Annotated in this window: 15 protein-coding genes; 14 read left to right on the top strand and 1 reads right to left on the bottom strand. The window is 73.5% G+C overall.

The window, feature by feature from the left end:
• Nucleotides 1–176: 176 nt before the first annotated feature.
• The gene (locus H4W80_RS51050) at nt 177–1,199 is read left to right on the top strand and encodes a trypsin-like serine peptidase (protein WP_225964129.1); all 1,023 of its coding nucleotides are present in this window, start codon (nt 177–179) and stop codon (nt 1,197–1,199) included.
• Between the two features lie 592 nt (nt 1,200–1,791).
• Here the strand turns inward: H4W80_RS51050 and H4W80_RS51045 are convergent.
• Complete coding sequence (locus H4W80_RS51045) at nt 1,792–4,863, bottom strand: AfsR/SARP family transcriptional regulator (RefSeq protein WP_192791672.1); 3,072 nt, start codon at nt 4,861–4,863, stop codon at nt 1,792–1,794.
• A 167-nt stretch (nt 4,864–5,030) separates the two neighbouring features.
• On the opposite strand from H4W80_RS51045, the gene H4W80_RS51040 reads away from it, so the two are divergent.
• The 13 genes from H4W80_RS51040 to H4W80_RS50980 all read left to right on the top strand — a co-directional run bounded on the left by H4W80_RS51040 (nt 5,031) and on the right by H4W80_RS50980 (nt 20,950).
• Complete coding sequence (locus tag H4W80_RS51040; protein WP_225964128.1) at nt 5,031–5,858, top strand: S8 family serine peptidase; 828 nt, start codon at nt 5,031–5,033, stop codon at nt 5,856–5,858.
• Nucleotides 5,859–5,868: 10 nt separating this feature from the next.
• On the top strand, nt 5,869–6,522 hold the full coding sequence (locus H4W80_RS51035) for a GAF domain-containing protein (RefSeq protein WP_192791671.1): 654 nt from the start codon (nt 5,869–5,871) through the stop codon (nt 6,520–6,522).
• Nucleotides 6,522–7,601 (top strand): radical SAM protein, encoded by a 1,080-nt coding sequence (locus tag H4W80_RS51030; protein ID WP_192791670.1) that lies wholly within the window; start codon nt 6,522–6,524, stop codon nt 7,599–7,601. The genes H4W80_RS51035 and H4W80_RS51030 overlap by 1 nt, the downstream gene beginning before the upstream one ends.
• Nucleotides 7,598–8,584 (top strand): hypothetical protein, encoded by a 987-nt coding sequence (locus H4W80_RS51025; RefSeq protein WP_192791669.1) that lies wholly within the window; start codon nt 7,598–7,600, stop codon nt 8,582–8,584. The genes H4W80_RS51030 and H4W80_RS51025 overlap by 4 nt, the downstream gene beginning before the upstream one ends.
• Nucleotides 8,581–9,300, top strand: coding sequence for an iron-containing redox enzyme family protein (locus H4W80_RS51020; protein ID WP_192791668.1), 720 nt, complete (start codon nt 8,581–8,583; stop codon nt 9,298–9,300). Before H4W80_RS51025 ends, H4W80_RS51020 begins: the two co-directional genes overlap by 4 nt.
• Nucleotides 9,258–9,443, top strand: a complete 186-nt coding sequence (locus H4W80_RS51015; protein WP_192791667.1) for an aroma-sacti cluster domain-containing protein — start codon at nt 9,258–9,260, stop codon at nt 9,441–9,443. The genes H4W80_RS51020 and H4W80_RS51015 overlap by 43 nt, the downstream gene beginning before the upstream one ends.
• A 117-nt stretch (nt 9,444–9,560) precedes the next feature.
• On the top strand, nt 9,561–12,533 hold the full coding sequence (locus H4W80_RS51010) for an adenylate/guanylate cyclase domain-containing protein (protein WP_192791666.1): 2,973 nt from the start codon (nt 9,561–9,563) through the stop codon (nt 12,531–12,533).
• Nucleotides 12,534–12,601: 68 nt separating this feature from the next.
• Nucleotides 12,602–13,459, top strand: coding sequence for a thiopeptide-type bacteriocin biosynthesis protein (locus tag H4W80_RS51005; protein ID WP_192791665.1), 858 nt, complete (start codon nt 12,602–12,604; stop codon nt 13,457–13,459).
• A 5-nt stretch (nt 13,460–13,464) separates the two neighbouring features.
• On the top strand, nt 13,465–15,828 hold the full coding sequence (locus tag H4W80_RS51000; RefSeq protein WP_192791664.1) for a lantibiotic dehydratase: 2,364 nt from the start codon (nt 13,465–13,467) through the stop codon (nt 15,826–15,828).
• 53 nt (nt 15,829–15,881) lie between these two features.
• Nucleotides 15,882–16,028 carry a hypothetical protein gene (locus H4W80_RS50995; RefSeq protein WP_192791663.1) on the top strand — a complete coding sequence of 49 codons (147 nt, stop codon included), beginning with the start codon at nt 15,882–15,884 and terminating at the stop codon, nt 16,026–16,028.
• A gap of 83 nt (nt 16,029–16,111) precedes the next feature.
• Nucleotides 16,112–17,293, top strand: coding sequence for a lanthionine synthetase LanC family protein (locus H4W80_RS50990; RefSeq protein ID WP_192791662.1), 1,182 nt, complete (start codon nt 16,112–16,114; stop codon nt 17,291–17,293).
• Nucleotides 17,266–19,089: an ABC transporter ATP-binding protein gene (locus H4W80_RS50985; protein WP_192791661.1), complete on the top strand. Its 1,824-nt coding sequence runs from the start codon at nt 17,266–17,268 to the stop codon at nt 19,087–19,089. The genes H4W80_RS50990 and H4W80_RS50985 overlap by 28 nt, the downstream gene beginning before the upstream one ends.
• Nucleotides 19,082–20,950 carry an ABC transporter ATP-binding protein gene (locus H4W80_RS50980; RefSeq protein ID WP_192791660.1) on the top strand — a complete coding sequence of 623 codons (1,869 nt, stop codon included), beginning with the start codon at nt 19,082–19,084 and terminating at the stop codon, nt 20,948–20,950. Before H4W80_RS50985 ends, H4W80_RS50980 begins: the two co-directional genes overlap by 8 nt.
• The last annotated feature ends 34 nt before the right edge of the window (nt 20,951–20,984 follow it).

Genomic DNA, 20,984 nt, shown 5'->3' with positions numbered 1-20,984 from the left:
GTACAGTCGTGTGCTTTCCACTCCCGCGCCGTCCCAACCGGATCACGACCTGCTGCGGGCTTAAAGGGTTGATCATCACGCGGCGGACAGCTAACGTCTACCCTCGGTAGCGATCCTGTGTTCGAATGTTCGCCCGAAAATCATTGATCTATCGGAAGGTTTGCGAGATGAAGCGAATGTCAGTTGTCTTACTCGTCGGCTTGCTGGGGTCGGGTCTCGTGGCCTCGCCGGCCGGGGCCGCCAGCGTGCGGACCGACCCTCTGGCCTCTCAAGCGGCCGCCGTCGAGGCCGCGACGTTCTGGCTCGGCGACGGGGGCGCCAACCTGAGGAGTGCCACTCCGTACAGCGTCCAGACGGCCGTCGACGATGTGAGCCCCAGGGGCGAGGTGCCCATCGACACCAAGCCCGGCATTGTCGCGCCGACCCCGCCGGCCATCCCCGGCAAGGGGAACACCACCTTCGGCAAGGTGTTCTTCCTCGGCGCCGACGGCCTGCCCCACTGGTGCACGGGCACCGCCGTGCAGTCGCAGTACCGCAACATCGTCGCCACGGCCGCTCACTGCGTGTACGACACCCAGCGCTCCGACGCCACCCTCGGCAAGTGGGTCTTCGTTCCCGGCTACTCCGACGGCACCGCCCCGTGGGGCCTCTACGTCGGGAAGCAGGCGTTCACCCACTACGACTTCCCCGTCTACGGCGACTACGACCGCGACTACGCCTTCGTCAACGTCTACAACGGCGTCGTCTCCCCCGCGCCGGGCGAGCTGACCGACGCCGGAAGGCTGGTCGACAGCGTCGGCGGGCAGGGCCTGGCCTGGAACCAGCCGCCGGGCTCCTCGGCCGACGTCTTCGGCTACCCGGCCGGCTCCCACCCCGACGGCAAGCAGCCCTACACGGGCGAGAGCCTCGAATCGTCCAGCGGCCGCACGACCGCCGCCGCGGTCCCCAGCCTGAAGGCCGAGGAGTTCGCCGCCGTCGGCTCCCCGTTCACCGGCGAAGGCGCCCTGGGCTCCTCCTGGCTGCTCCGCTATGACAAGAGCACCCGCCTCGGCGTCCTCAACGGCATCACCGTCAGCGTCGCCGACACCGACGGCGATCTTCGTTACGACACGAGCCTGTCTCCGTACTTCGACGGCGAGCTGTCGGAGGTCTACCGTGCCGCCGTCATCACGTGGAGCGGCTCGATCGTACCCGCGTAAACCGCTTCGAGGCCCGGCACGGCGCCGTGCTTATGGGCGGCGACCGGTATAGGAAGACCGGCGCCGCTCAGGCCGCCACGGCGGACCTGCGGGGCCCGGTATACAGAATGGGCGGCGGCGTGCCGCGGCCGTGTTTCCGTCGGTGATTTCCGGGGGCGCTGCCGCCGTCGGCCCGGCCGCCGTGTCCCGCCCTCGCCCCGGCTCGCGCCGGACGCGGTCGTGGGGTCGTGGAGTCGCGGGGAGGACGGACGGATCGGGGGGATCGGACCACGGGTGGTTCGTGCCGTGACCGTCGAGGCGCTGATCAGCGGCCCGCCGGGGTGCGGCGGATCCGCGCGGGTCGCCCGCCGCCCCGCCGGGCGAGATATCGCCGGCGGCGGACAATTCTTTCCGGCACACATGGGGCGGAAAGTTTAACGATACATTTACCCGCGGTTGGAATTCAGCGTCGAGGTAGGTCGACGCAGTCGTGAGAATTGCTGGTGTCGTCGTGCACACCGTGTGTGGAAATCGCTGCTTTCCTCATATTTCCAAGGTAAATGCCAGCGACCCGTCAGGCAATAAGCCAGCCTACCGAAATATGGCGAATTATTCATTCTGAATCGACGGACAATGCCGCGCTGATTTCCCGGTCGTCGGCGCGGAGCCGGATGGCCGCCAGGGCGCTGAGCGCCTGCTCCTCGATCTGGCGGAACCCCCAGCGGCGCGCGTCGTTGAGCGCCTCGTGGCCGTGGGCGGACGCCTGCTCCAGGTTCCCCAGGTGGCAGTGCGCGCCGGCCAGCCCGATGAGGGACTCCAGCCGGGGCTGCGGGTTGCCGACCTCGCGGGCGATGTCCAGCGCTCTGCCGTGCTCCTCGGCGGCCTGCTCCGGGCGTCCGAGATGGGTGCGTACGGTGGCGCGGGTGTTGAGCGTGTCGGCCTCGGCCCGGCGGTCGCCGATCGCGACGGACAGCTCCACCGCGCGGTCGGCGAGTTCGAGGGCGTCGTCGTAGCGGCCGGCGTCACGGTGGACGGCGGCCAGCGCGTTCAGGACGAGGACCTCGCCGTAGCGGTTGCCCGACTGGCGGAAGATGGGCAGGGCACGGTCGAGGTAGTCCAGCGCGCGGTCGAGCTCCCCGAGATCGTGGTAGATCTCGCCCATGTTCTCCAGCGCGATCGCCTCGCCGTTGCGGTAGGCGGCCTGCTGGTAACGCGCCAGGGCCTCGTGCTGGAGCTCGGCCGCCCGCGCCAGTTGCCCCTGGCTGCGGTAGACCATGCTGAGGTTGGCCAGGCTGGTGGCGTGGATGGTGCGCTGGCCCGTCTGCCGGGCGATGGTGATGGCCTGGCTGTAGTGGTCGGCGGCCTCCTGCAGGGAGCCCAGCTTCCAGTGGACGTTGCCGAGGTTGTTGAGCACCGCGCACTCGCACTCGCGCCACCCGGCGCGCTGGGCCAGCTTCAGCGCCTGGGCGTAGTGGCTCAGCGACTGCGGGTGCATGCCCCGGCTCTGGTAGACCTGCGCCATGTTGAGCTCGGTGGCGGCCTGGGCGGTGAGGTCCCCGTCGAGGCCGGCGGCCGAGCGCGCGGCCTCGGCGACGGTCTGCCATTCGTTGGGGTCGCGCCGCAGCGACAGGTAGCCGCGCAGCGTGTCGGCCAGCCGCCAGGCCACCTCCCTGGGGCCGTGCGCGGCCGCGTACGTGATGGCCGCGATGAGGCCGGAGCGCTCCGCGTCGAGCCACGCCAGCGCGCTCGCCGGCTCCTCGAACGTCAGCGGGGACAGCTGCCGCGGCGGTCCCGCCAGTTGCAGGGCCTGCGGGTAGAGCAGGCGTTTGGCCTCGTCGGCGACCCTGAGATAGAAGTCGAACAGGCGGGCGAGCGCGCTCGTCCGCTCGGCCCCGTTCGCGCTGTCACGGGCGTAGAGCCTGATCAGGTCGTGGAACCCGTACCGGCCGGGAGCGGTCTGCAGGATCAGGTGCGTGCGCTCCAGGCGGTCCAGGGCCCGCCGCACCTGGTCGACCGGGGCGGCGGCCAGCGCCGCGGCGGCCTGCGGGGTGAGGTCGGGGCACGGGCTCACGCCCAGCAGCCGGAAGAGGCGCTGGTCCGGCTCGTGGAGGGCGGCGTACGACAGGTCGAACGCCGCCCGCACGGCGGCCCGGCCGTCCCCGTCGACCTGCAGGGCGTTCAGGCGATCGCTTCCGGCCAGCTCGGTGACGCCGTCGATGATGGCGCGCGTCGGCTGGCGGGACAGGTTGATCGCGGCGATCCGCAGCGCGAGCGGCAGGTAGTCGCACAGCAGCGCCAGCCTGGCGGCGGCGTCCGCCTCCTGCCGAACGCGGTCGGCGCCGAGGATCCGGGCCAGCAGGGTCCGCGCCTCGACCGGGTCCAGCACGGCCAGCGGGAGCGGCCTGGCGCCGTCGAGGGCGACCAGGCCGCTCAGCCGGTCCCGGCTGGTCACCAGGGCCAGGCAGTCGGTGGCGCCGGGGAGCAGCGGGCGGACCTGCTCCGGCGTCGCCGCGTTGTCGAGCAGGACGAGGACGCGTTTGCTGGCCAGCAGGGTCCGGTACAGGGCGGCCGCCTCGTCCGCGTCCGCGGGCACGTGCTCGGGGGCGACCCCGAGGGAGCGCAGCAGGCGGGCCAGCGCCTGCTCCGGCCGCATCGGCGGCCCGGGGGCGAAGCCGCGCAGGTCGACGTAGAGCTGGCCGTCGGGGAAACGATCGCGGATCCGGTGCGCCCAGTACAGGGCCAGGGCGGTCTTGCCGACCCCGGCGGCGCCGGTGATGGCGATCGTGACCGGCGTGCTCGTGTGGTCCTGAATGTGCTCGTCCAGCCACCTGAGCTGCCCGGCCCGGCCGGTGAAGTCGGAGACGGAGCGCGGCAGCTGCGCCGGCACCGCGGGCGGCGCGGGGCCGGCCGCCAGGACGCGATCGGGCTGCGGCAGCAGCACCGGGTCGTTGCGCAGGATGGCCACCTCCAGCCGCTGGAGTTCGAGGCTGGGGTCGATGCCCAGCTCGTCGGCCAGGCGGCGGCGGGCTCTCCTGGCCTCCTCCAGGGCCGTGTGCGTCTGCCCGCTGCGGTACAGGGCGATCATCAGCTGGCAGGTCAGCCGCTCGCGGAACGGATGGCATCGGGTCAGCTCGGTCAGCTCGTCCAGCAGCTGGCGGTGGCGGCCCAGCCGTAACCCGGCGTCGATCCTGTCCTCCAGCGCCACCAGCCGCGACTCCTCCAGGCCGCTGCCCAGGCGCTCCTGGGTCTCTGGCGGCGCCGTCCCGGCCAGCACGGGGCCGCGCCACAGGCCGAGGCCCTGGTCGAGCAGTGCCACCCGGCGCTCGTCGTCGGGTTCCGCCCGGGCCCGCTGCACCAGGCCGCGGAAGCGATGGGCGTCGATCCGGTCCGGGTCGGTGCGCAGGACGTACCCCGCGCCCTGTGCCGTCAGCGTGGCCTCGGACTGGGCGGGGTCGGCGCGGGCCAGGATCGAGCGGAGCTGGGAGACCGACACCCGGATCGCGTGCTGTGCCGTACGCGGGCGGGACCCCGGCCAGTTCAGCTCGACCAGCCGCTCCACCGTGACGGGATGGTTCGCCTCCAGAGCCAGAACCGCGAATGTCAGGCGCTGTTTGCGTGGGCCGAGTCCGACGCGCTGCCCGTCCGAGTAGGCTTCGACGGCGCCGAGCAAGCGGAACTCCAACATGAGTCACACTCCGGTTTGGATTTCGCTCTCATGGTCTGTCAGGCGTTGGGGTTTCTCAAGCCCTCGAAATCAGTCTCCGACGGCGCTTTGATCGGACTCTGAAGTAACTATGAACGCCCTCTCCCACTATTTACTCGGAGCCAGAACAATGACGCTGAGGGTGGGCAATGGCTGATTTTCCGGCTGTCGCGGAGGCGCCGCCGCGGACCTTTCGGCTGGCGCACGCCTCACGGGGCGCGGTCATGGACTCGGCCCGGCTGGCGCTGCCCTGCGCGATCACCCGTGAGTGGGCCTGGGGGTCGGCGACCGGCTCCGGCGTGCGGATCTGCCTGATCGACAGCGGGATCGACGCGTCCCACCCGACCTTCACCAGGCCGATCACCCCGCTCGCGGTGACGGCTGACGGCCTGGACGTCGTGCCCGACGAGGTCGGCGACCAGGCGGGCCACGGCACGGCCTGCGCCGGCGTCATCCGGACCATGGCCCCGGACTGCGAGCTGACCAGCGTCCGCGTGCTCGGCAGCGGGTTGCAGGGCCGCGGCGAGGTGCTGCTGGCGGCGCTGGAGTGGGCCATCGAGCAGCGCTTCTCCCTGGTCAACCTGAGCCTGTCGACCCGTCGCGCCGAGCACAAGGAGGCCCTGCACGACCTCGTCGACAGGGCGTTCTTCGCCGGGGTCACCATCGTGGCCTCCGCCCACAACCGGCCGGTGCGCAGCTATCCCTGGCACTTCCCCAGCGTGATCTCGGTGGGTTCGCACACCTTGCCGCTCGCCGAGCACATCGAGTGCAACCCGGAGCCCCCTGCCGAGTTCTTCGCGCGCGGGATCGGGGTGGAGGTGCCGCTGCCAGGCGGCGGAACCTCCCGCCTGACCGGCAACAGCTTCGCCACACCGCACATCACCGGGCTGTGCGCGCGCGTACTGCAGCGCCACCCCGGACTTGCCACCGGCCAGCTCAAGCACGTGCTGGCGGCCGTCGCGAACAACCGGACATGAGGAGGCCACCATGGGCGTGGGCATCCCTGATTCCCTGACCTCCTCGCTGGGGCGGCTGCTGCGCCCCACCGAGCACGACGAGTTGCTGAGGTCGGCCGTGCGGCTGGCCCGGCTGACGTTCTCGGCGTCGGCCGCGTCGGTGTTCCTGTACGACGAGGAGCGCGACCGCCTGGTGTTCGAGGCGTCGTCAGGCGAGGGCGAGGACCGGCTGCTCGGAGTGGCCATCCCGACCGGGCGCGGCGTCGCCGGGTGGGTGTTCCAGACCGGCGAGACCGTGCTGCTCAGCGAGGTCCAGGAGGATCCGCGCTTCGACCGGGAGTTCGCGCAGAGCACCGGGTACGTGCCGAAAATCCTGATGGCGGCCCCGCTGGAGCTCGAGGACCGCACGATCGGCGTGATGGAGGTGCTCGACCCGGCGCTGCAGCGGTTCGGGGAGATGGCGGCCATCGACCTGTTCACCGAGCTGGCCGCCCAGACGGCGATCACGCTCACGCTCATGGCCGCCGCCCGCTCGCTGACCCGGAGCGCCAGGGAGGGCCTGACGCCCTGGAGCCGGCTGGAGATCGCGCTCAGCCGTACGGAGGCCACCGACGCCGCGGTGGACGAGCTGCTCAACGCGCTGAGCAAGTTCGTCACCGCCACCACGGGCCACGGGGTGACCTGATGCACCTGGCCGAGATGGCGGTGCTGCGCGCCGTGCCCGCCGCGGGCGTCTTCCTCGCCCTCACCCGCCGCTGCCCGCTGTCGTGCGCGCACTGCTCGACGGAGTCCGCCATGGACGGCGCGGAGCACGCGGAACGGCCTTTCCGGCGGCTGGTCGCGTCCTTCACCAGGCAGGAGCGTCCGGAGTTCATCGCCATGTCCGGGGGTGAGGCGCTCCTGCGTCCGCGGCTGGTGCGCGACCTCGCCGACTCGGCGCGGCTCTCGGGGACGAGGTCGTACCTGCTGTCCGGGCTCTACTTCGCCCGGGACGGGCACGCGGTGCCGGCCGCCCTGCGGGCGGCCATCTCGGCGGTCGATCACTTCGCGGTCAGCCTCGACCGCTTCCACGAGCGGGAGGTGGGCAGGCGCGCGGCCTTCCGGGTGCTGCACGAGATCCGCTCCTGGGGGCCGCGGGTGAGCGTGCAGATCACCGGGGACGGCGGCGCGGACCCCTACGTCGCGGACCTGGTGCGCGAGGTGCGGGAGGAGTTCGCCGACGAGGTGCCCATGCTCGTGGTGCCGCTCCGGCGGGTCGGGCGCGCGAAAGCCCTGGACGGCCCGCGCGCAGGCCCGGAAACCCCGCACGCGACGCCCGCGCCGTGCGAGATGGCGGCCTGGCCGCTGGTCACCTACGACGGGACGGTCCTCACCTGCTGCAACGACGACCTCGCCGCCGCCGCCCGCCCGCCGCACCTGGTGCTCGGGCACGCCGACCAGGATCCCTGGCCGGTGCTGCGCCGGCGCCACCTGGAGCGGCCGCTGGCGCGGGCCGTCCGGATGTTCGGGCCGCGCTACGCGAAGGCGCGGTTCGGATCGGACGCCGCCGCCCCCGGCTACTGCGACGTCTGCGTCACCTTGCACCGGGACCGCGGGCTGGGCGAACGGGTCGCCGGGTATCTCGACTCGCCGGCCGGTCCGGCGATGGAGGGCGCCGTACGCGGTCTCCTGGAGCGGCACGGCCCGTACGGTTTCGCCCGCCGTCACGGCATCGCGCGCTACAGCGAGCTGGTGACGCTCGGCTGGGAGGGTCGGGAGCGGTGACGCGCCGGTTGAGGTTGGCGGACATCGAGCGGCTGCGGCGTACGCGTGGCCGCACCGTGCTGCTCTACCTCACCGATCGCTGCCCGGTCGGGTGCGCGCACTGCTCCGTCGCCGCGCTCCCGGCCGGCCCGCGCATCACCGACCACCGCCTCTTCGCCGACATCCTGGCGGGGATCTGCGCCGAACCCAGCATCGAGGCCGTCGCGATCTCGGGCGGCGAGCCGTTCGCCGAGCGTCGCGGGCTGGTCCTGGCCGTGGACGCGTTCGCGGACGCGGGCAAGGACGTCGTGCTCTTCACCAGCGGCCACTGGGCGTCGGGGCCCCGATGCCCGCGGTGGATCACGCGGGTGCTGGAACGGTCCTCGACCGTGATCCTGAGCACGGACAGCTTCCACCGGGCCGCCGTCGACCGGCGGCGGTTCTGCCGCGCCGCCGCGCACGCGGCGCGGGCGGGCTGCCACCTCGTCCTCCAGCTCCTGGACGAGCCCGGCGCGGTGCCGTTCGCCGAGGAGGTCCTCCGCGACACGCTGGGGGACGACTGGTCCGGGCGCGCGGAGATCACGCTGATCACCCCGCTGCGGGCGGGCCGGGGCGGCGGCGTCTTCGCGATCGGGCGCCGCTACGGCGTCGCCGAGCTGGGCCCGTGCCCGCTGACCGCCTCGCCGACCGTCCGCTACGACGGCGTGATCACGGGCTGCTGCAACGAGAGCGTCATCACGGGCGGCGGCCCTCGCGGGCTGCGCCGGCGGGCGACCGGCGCGGCCGAGGTGCGCGCCGCGCTGGCCGCCTTCCGCGACGACCCGCTGCTGCGCGCCGTCGGCTCGGTCCGGCCGGACGACCTGGTACGGCTGCCGCCGTTCGCCGCGCTCGCCGGCGCCCGCTACCCGGACGTCTGCGGCCTGTGCTGGCGCCTGCACGAGACCGCCGGGGACGACGGGTCCCGGTTGCTGACCGCCCTCATGGGCCGGGGAGGCGGGACATGACCACCAGCCTGCGCCTGATGGCCAAGATCGACCTCGTCATGCCGGCGCTGCTGGCCAGGACGGAGCGGATGTGGCGGCATCCCGCTCCGCGCGAGCTCTACCTGGAATGGCTCAGGGCCCTGCACGGCATGCTGCGCGCGACCGTACCGCTCATCCTCGACGCCACCACGGCGTGCCTGGCGCGCGACGACGAGATCGCGCGGGGCGTCGCCGTCTACCTCGCCGGCCACGTACACGAGGAGTACGGCCACGACCAGGACGTGGTGAACGACTACGCCCGCGCGGGGGGCGACGCCGAGACCCTGTTCACGGACCCGCCGCCGCCCTGCGTCGCCGCGGTGGTCGGCAGCCAGTACTACTGGATCAGACACGCCCACCCGGTGGCGCTGCTCGGGCACGTCGCCGTCCTGGAGGGCTACCCGCCCCCTCCCGATCTGGCGCCCCTGCTCTCCCGGCGCACGGGCCTGCCACTGGACGCGTTCCGCACGCTGGTGACCCACGCCGTCGTGGACGGCGAGCACCGCGAGGAGCTGTGGCGCGCGATCGACAGGCTCCCGCTCACCCCCGAGGCGGAGTCGCTGATCGGGCTGAGCGCACTCAACACGGCATACGGCCTGGCGCAGCTCGTCGACGCCGTCCAACTGCGCGCGAACGCCGCAGGAAAGGAGAGGTCATGGCGACCATCGACCAATTGGAAGCCGCCGGCTTCGACCTGACGACCGCGTCAGGCGAGCAGATCGCGGTACTGCAGTCGCTCAGCGACGAGGAACTCCAGGTGCTCGTCTCCATCAAGGCGCGCATGGAGGACGCCGCGGACGTCGAAGCGCATGCGTACGCGAGCGGCGGCTGGTGCTGGTGACCGGTGATGCGACCCTGCGCCCAATGCGGCGGTGAGAACCCCTCCACCGCCCGCTTCTGCATGTCGTGCGGCGGCGCCCTGTCCCCCGCGTCCGCCCCCCGCACCACCCTGCGGTTCGTGACCGTGCTCTTCGGTGACGTGGCCGGCTCGACGGAGCTCGCGCGCGGCCTCAGCCCCGAGGTCTGGCAGGGCACCCTGGCCACGTACTTCGCCGACGTGAGCCGGGCGGCGACCGAGCAGGGCGGCCGGGTGGAGAAGTTCATCGGGGACGCCGTGGTCGCCGTCTTCGGGGTGGAGGCCACCCACGAGGACGACGCGCTCCGCGCGGTGGAGTGTGCCCGGGTCTCCCTGGAGCGGATCGCGCGCCAGGCCGCCGAGCTGCGCCGTACGCGAGGAGTGGACTTCTCGGTCCGCTTCGGGATCGCCTCGGGGCAGGTCGCCCTCTCCGAGCGGGACTCCTCGTTCGCGATCGGCGAGGTCATGAACCGCGCCGCCCGGCTCCAGGCCGCCGCGCCGGCCGACGGCGTCGTCATGGACGTGCGGACCTGGCTGCTCGTACGGGGAGCCGTGCCCACCCGGCCCATCGAGCCGATCGCGGCCAAGGGCTTCAGCCGGCCTCTGCGGGCCTGGCAGCTCGCCGCCGCCGCGGAAGGGCACGCCGGCGAGGCGCGCACGCCGCTGGTGGATCGCCGTTCCGAGCTGGACGAGCTCGTCACCACGCTGCGGGCCGGTCTGCGGCGGCCGGGCGTCCCCGCCGTGGTGCTGGCCGGCGAGCCCGGCATCGGGAAGTCCCGGCTGGTGGCCGAGGCGGCGCGGCGGATGGCGCCGGACGCCCGGTTCCTGACCCTGCGCTGCCGGCGCGACGGCCCGCGGCTGGGCTACTGGCCCCTCTACCAGCTGGCCGAGGCCCTGGGGGGAGACGTGCCGAGGGGGCAGGGACCCCAGGGCAAGGAGGAGATCTTCTGGACGCTGCGGGAGCTGCTGCGCGAGGCCGCCGAGCGGCGTCCGGTCGTCCTCGTCCTCGACGACTGCCAGTGGATGTCCCCGGCGGTGCGCGAGTTCGCGGACGGCCTCGACGATCCGGACCTGGACGTACGGGCCGTGCTGATGCTCAGCGGCCGGGTGGACGAGCCGCCGCTGACCCGGGGGCCGGTGGCCACGCTGCGCGTCCCGCCCCTCGGTCCGGCGGACACCCGGGAGCTGGCGGCCACCGTCGCCGCCCGGCTCGGGCCGCTCCCGCCGAGCGACGACCTCGCCCGGCGCAGCGCCGGCAACCCCCTCTACCTCGAACAGCTCGCCCACCTGCAGATGGACGCCGAGGGCCGGACCGATCTCATCGCGCCCAGCGCGGAGGCGGCGGTGGGCGCCCGCCTCGACCAGCTGGGCGTGGACGCCCAGCGGCTGCTCGCCATCGCCGGCGCGCTCGGGGACGGCTGCGTCGCCGGGGACCTGGAGAAGGTCGCCGCGGCCCTGGACCCGCCGCTCGACCAGACCTTCGACGAGACGCTCGGCCAGCTGCTCGGCGACGGGCTGCTGGTCACCCGGGCGGGCTCGGCCGGCGAGCTGGAGGTCGAGTCGCCGGTCGTCGCCGAGGTCGCGTACGGCAGGCTGCCGCTCGCCGACCGCGCCCACGTGCACGCCCAGGTCGCGGACCTGGCCGAGGCCCGCGTCGACCGCCATCCCTCGGAGATCGAGCTGTGCGCCCTGCACGCCGGGCGCGCGCACGCCGCCTGGCTCGAACTGCGCCCGGGCGGACCGGAGGAGCGGCGCGCCGCCGCCCGCGCGGCGCGTGCCCTGTGCGCCTCCGCCCAGTTCGAGGTCTCGCGCGGCGACCTGTCGATGGCGCTGCAGACGGCGAGCCAGGTCAGCCGGCTCGACTCCGGCCTGCCCGGCCTCGAACTCGAGATCGCGGCCGTCGAGACGTACGCCACGGCCGCCGCCGGCAGGGCCGACGAGACCCTGGCCCGGATCGCGGAGGCCAGGAAGCGCTGGGACACCGGCGGCAACCTGGCGGCCGCGGTACAGCTCACCCTCAACGAGGCGGTGGCCCGCTCCACGATGACCGGGCAATGGCACCGGTCCCTGATCGGCCAGGCGCGCGAGCTGGCCCACCGGGCCGACGACCCGGCGGCGTACGCCAGGGTGCTGCTGCTCGAAGGCATCGGGCACATGGAGGACGGCGACTACGTGACGGCCGAAGGCGTGCTGCACGAGGCGTTCGGCCACGCGCGGCGGGCGCGCTGGTGCTTCGGCGCCACCGAGATCTACGGGAACCTGGCGCTCTGCCTCGCCTACGGCGACACCCCCGCCCCGGCGGCCACGGCGATCTGCGCGCAGCTGCACGCCGAGCTGAAGGACGCCCATACGGTACGCGCGGCCGTCGGCTGCCCGGCGGCCCTGCTCTCGGACATGACGTGCGACTCGGCCGCCGCCACGAACCTGCTCGACGAGGGCCGGTCCATCCTGGCCGGGATCGGGCACCAGCCCGGCCTGGCCGGGCTCGACATGTTCCGCGCGACCCTCGCGGAACGGCACGGCGACCACGGCGGCGCCGGGCAGGCCCTGGAGCGCGCCATCCGGCGGTTCGACGCGATCGGGTTCAGCGCGGGCGCGCAGTCGGCCAGGCTCTGGCACGCGACGTTCAGCGGGTACGGCCCGCCCGGCGCAGGCCCGCGCGCCGCGCAGAACGGGGACGGCCCGCCCGCCCCAGGCCCGCCCGCCCCAGGCCCGCTCGACCCAGGCCCGCCCGACCCAGGCCCGCCCGACCCAGGCCCGCCCGACCAGAGCCCGTCCGGCGCGCAGAGCGCCGACAGCTGGGACGTCGAGGTCCTGACCGAGCAGGCCGCCGCGGCCGCCGCGCTCCGCGAGGGCCGCCCGGACGCGGCGGCCGGGCACGTGGCCCGCGCCGGCGCCCGGCTCGACGGGGTACACGGCGCGGGCGCCCGCATCACGCCCCTGCTCGTGTCGCTGCGGCTGGCGGTCCGCTGCCGGGACCGCGGGCTCGCCGAGCGGGTCGCCGGCCTCGCCCGCGCGGACGCCGAGGTGAAACGCGACGTCAGAGCCCTGCGCACGATCGCCGCGCTCGTATGAGCCGACTATGAACCGACTCTGAACCCCCTGTCCGACGATCGTTGAGAAGGCACCGAGGAGGTGGGCGAATGAAGTGGTCGGCGGAATCCGAGGCACTGCCAGGGTCGGTCCTGGAGGACACGGCGGAGCGCTGGCTCCAGTTCGGCCTCACGCCGGTCCGTGAGCGGTCCGGCGACCTCTACGCGGGGCTGGCCGTGACCGCCCGGCAGGCCGTCCGCGACGGCCTGGCCCACGACTTCTTCTTCATGCACAAGCCCCCCGGCCTGCGCGTCCGCTTCCGGCCGGCTTCGCCCGAGCTCGACCCGCTGCTGCGCGACCGGCTGACCGCCTGGCGGCAGGACGGCGTGCTCAGCGACTGGCGTCCCGGCGTGTACGAGCCGGAGACGTACCTGTTCGGCGGGCCGGAGTCGATGCGCAGCGTCCACCGGGTCTTCACCGCCGACTCGCTGGCCTGGCTCGACTACCACCGGCTCCGCCTGGCCGGGCACGGCCCCGGCCCCTCGTGGGCGATGTCGCTGCTGCTGCTCCGCTCGCTGTTCGGCGCGCTGCAGATCGTGGGCTGGGAGGACCTCGGGGTCTGGGAACGGGTGCGACGGCACCGCCCCCTCCCCGCGGCCGCCGTCGCGGATCCGCGGCTCGCGCGGCTGGCCGCGGCGCTGCGGGAGGTCTGGCCGTCGCCCGCCGCGCTGGCCGCCAAGCTGTCCCCCGAGACGGCGGACCTCGCCGAGGACTACCGGCAGGTCGTCCGGCAGGAGGGCGAGCGCTGGTTCCGCGACTACTTCGAGAGCGGATCGGCCGCCATGGGGCCGCGCGCGGTGGCGTCGTACCTGGTCATCTTCCACTGGAACCGGGCGAACCTGCCGGCGGCGCGGCAGGCGCTGATCGCCGAGGCGCTGCTGGCCCGGGAAGAGGGTGACGCGCGGTGACCACCATGAGCGAATCCGCCGTGCTCCGCACCGCGGGGCTGCCCATCCGGCTCTGGCTGGCGGCCTCCTCCCCCGACCTGTTCGCGTGCGTACGCGCGCTGAACCAGGTCCACGACGACCACCTCCGGGAGGCGTCCGCCCTCGCCGGACGCCTCGGGGACGAAGTGGTGCCGAGGCCGGAGCTGCCGGCCGCGGCCCGGCGGGCGGTCCTCGCCGCACGGCGCCGCCTGCACCAGGGACAGGCCCTCACCGCCGACCAGGCCCGCCGCCTGCGCGAGATCGTGGCGACCCCGGCCCTGAGCGCCCACCTGGACCGCGTGACCGCGCTGTCCGCCGAGCTCCTGCGACTGGAGGAGCAGGCGGGGGCCCAGGTCGAGAAGGAGCACGACCGCCTGCTGGCGGCGCCGTGGCACCTGCTCGGCTCGGTGCCCGGCGGCCTGGCCTGCCTGACCTCCGACGCGCTCGCGGACATCGAGCGGCGGCTGGCCCAAGGCGAGCCGTGGACCTCCAAGAAGCTGCGCAGGCGCAGCGACTACCTCTGGCGGATGATCGCCCGGGGCGCGGCCAAGACCACGCCGCGGACCTGGCTGGGCCAGGTGTCACTCGTGCCCGTGGCCGAACGCTCCTCCGGGCTCTCGGTGAACGGCCAGGTCGCCGTCGAGTGGACGGAGAACGTACACGCCAGGAGGGCGGAGCTGGCCGCGTCGGCCGCGGACCGGCTGGGCCCGGATCTCGCGCTGTCGATGACCCCGCTGCACCGGGTGGAGGGCGACCGCCTCGCGGTCTGGACGGTCGATCCGGACGCCGCCACGCCCAGCCTGCGCGCCTATCGGCTGCGGCGGAGCCCCGCGCTCGACCGCATCGTCGAGACCCTGCGATCCGGCGTCCGGCCGGTGTCCGCGCTGGAGCCGGGCTCGCCTCCGGGGCTCGTCGGCAAGCTCGTCCGGCTCGGCGTGCTGGAGGTCTCGGCGCCGCTGAGGCAGCGGCGCGGCCGATGGGAGAAGACCTCCGGATCGACCGCCTCCGACGCCGGTGCCGGGTTCGTCGACGTGTACCGCCGTGCCGACGGCGCCTTCACCGCCGACCTGGCGGGCTTGCAGCGGGCCTTCGAGCAGTACCGCAGGCTCGGCCTGCTGATCGGCGAGGACGAGCCCAGGCCGGAGGACAGGCTGCGGGAACGGATAGGCCCGCGACCGCGCCCCGTCATGGACGTGTTCGCCGAGGAGCTGGCGGCCCGGACCGAGGAGGGAGAGCTGACTCGCCACGCTCTCCCGCAGAACGCCTGGCCCCCGGCGCACCGCCCCGGCTCCGGCTACGCGCGGCTCCTGGACCTGATGGCCGCGTCGCCTGATGCCGCGCCCGTCATCGACATCACCCCCGCGATGCTCGACGCCGTCGGGGCACCGGACGCCCCGATCACCTGGCCGGTCGACTGCGTGGTCCGCCCGCTCCCCGGCGGCGGGTGGGTGCTGGACAACGCCGGCCCGGCCGCGGTCCTCGACGCGCGCTTCGTCGAGACGCTGCAGCGGCTGCACGGGACGGTGCCGGCCGCCGACGCCTACCGGACGTTTCTCGCCGAGCTCGACCGAATCAGTGGCATTCCGTCGGTGGAGCTGCTGATTCCGCCGCTGGTACCGCAGGCCGCCAACGCGATCCGCAGGCCGAGATACACCTCCCTCTGGACCGGCGATCCCGACCCCGGCCATTACGGCACGACGTGGCGGGCGGCGCGGTACCTGCCGCTGGGAGAGCTCACCGCGCATCGTGAGGCGGATCGGGTCGTGATCTCCCACGCCGGAGGGCCCGTACGGATCTGCACCCATGCGACGCGCAGCCCCCTGACTCCGTGGAGCGTGCTGACCCGGATCCTGTGCGCCGACTCCCAGCAGCATGCCCCCCGCTACCGCCGGTTGCGCTGCTCGCTCACCGCCTTCCCCGGACGGTCCTTCGTCCCCCGGATCACCGTGGCCGGATCGCTGGTGGTCTCCGCCGCCCAGTGGCGGATCCCCGCCGATCGGCTGGACCTCGCCGGAGGCGGGGACCTGGCCGGGCTCCGGACGCTCAGCAGGCTGCGGGACCGGCTCGGGCTGCCCCGGTGGGTGTTCGTCGCCGGCCCGTCCGGATACCGGCCGCTGGCCTGCGACCTGGAAAGCCTGCGGGCGGTCCGGGTGTTCGAGCAGGCCCTCAAGGAGCTCGCGACCGACGACGAGCTCACCGTCACGGAGATGTTGCCCGCGGCCGACGAGCTGAGCGTGTCGGACCACGGTACCGAGCGCGTGGCCGCGGAGGTCGCCGTTCGACTGCCCCACGCGGTGCCGCCCACAGCGCTGGCGGCCGCCGCAGCCCAGACTTCGGCCGGAACGACGTGACCGGCCGGATGCCGAAACACCCCGTCAAGACAAGACAGAAAGGTGCGCCAGCCATGTCCGAGAACACCGCCCCCGAGCCCCAGGACATCCCCGAGCCCCAGGACGACGTCGAGGAACTGGTCGACGAGCTCGAGGTCCACAGCATTTCGGACCCCGCGTTCACCGACCCGTGCAGCGGAATGTGCACCGGGACCTGCTGAACCGCGATCGCCAGGGGCGCCGCGAACAGGCGGCGTCCTTGGCGATCCACATGTGAGCCGGCATCCGCTGAAAGGGCATCGTCGTGACATCGACCCACGTGCTCGAACGAGCCGCCGTGCAGGCGGTCGCCGAGACACTCCTTCGGGAATACGCCGTGCCGGCCGAGCCGGCGCAGAACAGGCCGGACTCCGGACCGGCCGTCCTCGCCGCGCTGGCCGCCGGTCAGACTCGTCCGCCCGACGAGTCAGCCGCCTCCCGCGCCGTGGTCACGTGGCTGCGCGACTTCCGCAGCCCTCACTACCACCCGGGCCTTTTCGGCGGCGGCGCGTCGTCCAGGATGTTCGGCCTGCGGATCGCCGCCACGGCGTGGCCGCGGCTGAACGAGCCGCTGGCGAAACAGCGGGCCAGGCTCATCGAGTACGTGGCCGCCCCGCGCTGGCGGACCACGAACGTCGGATGGGAGGACTACGACCTCATCGTGGGCCCGGCGGGTGTCCTCGTGGCGTTCGCCATCGATCCCGGCATCGACGCCGCAGGCCGGGCACCGCTGATCGCCCGGCTGGCGCTGCTCTGCGAGGACGAGGCACTGTCCAGGTTGCGGGTGGGCCAGTACCAGGGCGAGAAGCTGCGCGGCTGGAACGTCGACCGCATCAATCTGGGCCTGGCCCACGGGCTGCCCGGCATCGTGACCGCCCTGCGCGCCGCCGCCGACGCCGACGGGCTGAGTGAGGAGCTGAACGACCTGCTGCGCCGGCTCTCGGGCCGGCTGGTGGCCGAATCCTACGTAGACGACAGAGGTGTGATCACCTGGCCGTTCGGGACCACCCGGCTGGACGGCCATCGCGCGCCCAAGGGAGACGGGCGGCGGCAGGCGTGGTGCTACGGCTGTCCCGGCAACGCCTGGACACTGTGGGAAGCCGCACGCGTGCTCGGCGACGACGACCTGGCCGCCTTCGCCCTCGAGTCGGCGCGATCGTTCCTGGCGGCGTACGACGATGACCTTTATCTGGACGACCTGGGCATCTGCCACGGGGCCGCCGGACTGATGCTCGTGTTCGACTCCTTCGCCCGGTGCGCCGGGCTGCCGGAGGCGGCGAAACTCGCGGATCACCTGACGGACCACCTCATGGGCCGCCTCGACGAGCCCGCCGCGCTCGCGGAGACCGGCTGGTCATTACTGATGGGCGCACCCGGGGTGCTGTCCGCGCTGCTGACGAGGAGCGGAGGTGACCGGCGATGGCTGGCCTCACTGGGACTGAGGTGACCCCCGGTCGCCGCACGAGCGGCGTGCTGGAGGTGATCCGCCTCCTGCCGCGCGTCTCGCTCCCGCTGACCGCCGCCCTGACCGCCGTCGTGCTGCTGCAGGCCCTGCTGTCCACCGGATTCATGCTGGCCGGCGCCACCGTCGTAGGAGACGTGGCAGGCCGTGCGTCCGGTGACACGGGCCTCGCGCCGCATCTGGCCCTCTTCATCGCCGTCTTCGTGGCGCGGCTGGCCATCACGCCCGTCCCGGGGCTGATCTCCGGCGAGCTGGCGCGACGGCTCAACGCGACGCTCGGCCAGACGACCCTCGAAGGGGCGCTCCGGCCGGTCGGCATCGGTCACCTCAGCGATCCCGACGTCGCCGACCGCATCCAGCTCGCGCAGGGACTGGCGACGGGCTATCCGCCCGGCGAGGCCGTGACGTCGCTCACGAGGCTCGTGACCAGCCGGTTGAACGGGCTCGCCGCGGCGATCCTGCTCGCCACCGTCGAATGGTGGCTGCCGCTGCCGCTGGCCGCCGCCTGGATCACGCTGTCCCGATGGCGGCTGCGCGAGGTCAAAAAGGCCGTGGACGCCGAGGAAGGGGCGATGCCCGCGCTCCGGCAGGCCGGCTACGCCCGGGATCTGGCGATCGGCGACGCCGCGGCCAAGGAGGTCAGGGTCTTCGGCTTCCAGTACTGGCTGCACGACCGCTTCACCCGGGCCTGGCTCGCCGGCATGGACACGCTGGCCGGGTCCGGCCGGCTGCTCAGCAGGACGGCGGGCCCGGTCCTGCTGGCGCTCTCGCATGCCGCCGTGTTCGCGTACCTGGCCTTCGCCGTGCCGGGCGGGCGGCTCGACGTGGAGTCGATCACCGTCGCCCTGCAGGCCGTCGCGGCCATGGGCGCGCTGGGCTGGATCGGCGACATCCAGTGGATGCTCGCCCAGGCGAGCGCCACCGTGCCGCACGCCCTGGCGGTCGGCCGGCTCGGGGTGGAAGCCGAGCTCAGCCGGCCGGGCACCACCGCGCCGGACGAGCGGCTGCCCGCGCAGGAGATCCGGTTCGAGGACGTACGGTTCGGCTACCCCGACCGTCCGGTCCTGAAGGGCCTGGACCTGAGCATCCCGGCCGGTTCGTCACTGGCGATCGTCGGGATGAACGGCGCGGGCAAGAGCACGCTGATCAAGTTGCTGGCCCGGCTCTACGACCCCGTCTCCGGCCGGATCACGGTCGACGGCGTGGACCTGCGTACCCTCGACCCGCTCGCCTGGCGCCGCCAGCTGGCGATCGTCTTCCAGGACTTCGTCCGCTACGAGCTGTCCCTACGGGACAACGTCGGATTCGGGCGGCTCGACGCCGACCGCTCCAACGGCGCGTTCGACCGTGCCGCCAAGCTGTCCGGCCTCAACGACTTCCTGCCCAGGCTCGCGGCCGGGTGGGACACCCCGCTCAGCCGCAGGTTCGAGGGCGGCACCGACCTGTCCGGCGGCCAGTGGCAGCGCGTCGCGCTGGCCCGCGCGCTGTTCGCGGTCGAGCACGGCGCCCGCGTGCTCGTCCTCGACGAGCCCACCGCCAACCTCGACGTGCGTGCCGAGGCCGAGATCTACCAGCACTTCCTCGAGATCACCCGCGGGCTCACCACGATCCTGGTGTCCCACCGGTTCGCCACGGTACGGCTGGCGGACCGGATCTGCGTGATCGACGGCGGCGAGGTCATCGAGTACGGCTCGCACGAGGAGCTGATGGCGCTCGACGGGCGTTACGCCCACCTGTTCACCCTGCAGAGCGCGCCGTTCAGGGAGGCCCGCCATGTCTGACCGAACGTCCCCGCGCGTCGCCGTCCGGGCCATGGCCCTGCTGATCGGGGCCGCCTTCAAGGCCGACGCCCCCCGGGCCGCCCTCGTCCTCGGGCTCGCGCCCGTGGTCGGCGCGGTCGCCGCTGTGACGGCGGTCGGCCTGCAGCGCATGGTGAACTCCGCGGTCGCGGCGGACCTGCCCGGCATGCTGACCGCCGCCCTCATCCTGGCGGGCGCGCTCGTCGCCGGGCAGCTCGCGGGCACGGTCGCCGCGGACCTGCGCATCCGGCTGCAGCAGCGGGTCGGGCTCCTGCTCGACCAGCGCGTCATGGCGATGACCAGCGGCCTGCCGCACCTGGACCACCACGAGTACCCGCCCTATCAGGACCAGCTCGAACTGCTGCGCAGCCACCGCACCTCGCTCGGCTCGGCCTTCGGGGCCCTGGTGGAGAACCTGCGGGCGCTCGTCGCCTTCGGCTCCACCGTCGCGCTGCTGATGAGCGTCCGGCCGGAGTTCCTCCTCCTGCTGCTCCTGGCCCTCCCCACGGTGCTCGCCGTACGGCGCGGCGAGCAGGCCATGGCCAGGGCGGAGGAGACGACCGTGGCGCCGGCGCGGCTGCGGCAGGGGCTGTTCACGACCGCCTGCTCGCCGACCGCGGCCAAGGAGCTGCGGGTCTTCGGCCTGCAGGAGGAGATCGCCGGTCGCCACCGCGCCCTGTGGGAGCAGGTCGACAGGCCCCGGCGGCAGGCGGAGGCCCGTACGGCCATGTGGACCTCCATCGGCTGGCTGATCTTCGGCGCGGGCTTCGCCGGCGCGCTCTACCTCGTCGTCACGGCAGCGGTAAGCGGCCAGGCGAGCCCCGGCGACGTCGTCCTCACCATCGCGCTGGGCGGCCAGCTGACCGGCAGCGTCTCCGGGCTGATCCAGATGCTCTCCTGGATGCAGAAGACGCTGCGCGCCATGGGCTACTACCTGTGGCTGGACGACCACGCCAGAGCGCGCATCCGGCCGCGGGAGGCCGGCGCCCCTTCGCCCGCCGCCGGCTCCGACCTCGTTCTGGAGAACGTCTCCTTCAGCTATCCGGACGCCGCCCGGCCGGTGCTGCGGGACGTGTCGCTGCGGCTTCCCGCCGGCCGCACCGTGGCCGTCGTGGGCGAGAACGGCGCGGGGAAGACGACGCTGGTCAAGCTGCTGTGCCGGCTGTACGACCCCACCGCGGGCCGGATCACGTACGGCGGGAGCGACCTGGCCGGCTACGACGTCCAGGCCTGGCGCGACCGGGTGACGGCCTGCTTCCAGGACTTCTGCCGCCTGGAGTTCGTGCTGCAGGAGTCGGCCGGCATCGGCGACCTGCCCCGCATCGACGACGAGCCCGCCGTCACGGACGCCCTCGACCGCGCGGGCGCCTCCGCCCTGCCCGGCCTGCTCCCCCATGGCCTGCGGACCCAGCTCGGCCCCACGTTCCCGGGCGGCACCGACCTGTCGGGCGGGCAGTGGCAGAAGGTCGCGCTGACCCGGTCGATGATGCGGGACGCGCCGATCCTCCGCGTCCTCGACGAGCCGGCCGCCAGCCTCGACCCGGCGAGCGAGTACGAGATCTTCCGGCGCTTCCAGATCGCCGCCGGCCAGACGGAGAACGGCACGATCACGGTCTTCGTCTCGCACAGGTTCGCGACCGTGCGCACCGCCGACCTCATCGTGGTCCTCGACGGCGGCACGATCCGGGAGCTGGGCAGCCACGCGGAGCTCATGGCCCTGGACGGCCTGTACGCCACGCTCTACCGGCTGCACGCCAAGGGGTACGAGGAGACGAAGCCCTCGTGGACCGACGCCCTGGACAAGGACTTCGACGACGCGCCCCCGGTGGGGGCCGAACTCTAAGAGCAGCGCTCGCATTGCCGGTCACCCAGCCCGC

The sequence above is a fragment of the Nonomuraea angiospora genome, assembly GCF_014873145.1.
Lineage (GTDB): Bacteria > Actinomycetota > Actinomycetes > Streptosporangiales > Streptosporangiaceae > Nonomuraea > Nonomuraea angiospora.
This window is presented reverse-complemented; position numbering and strand designations above follow the sequence as displayed.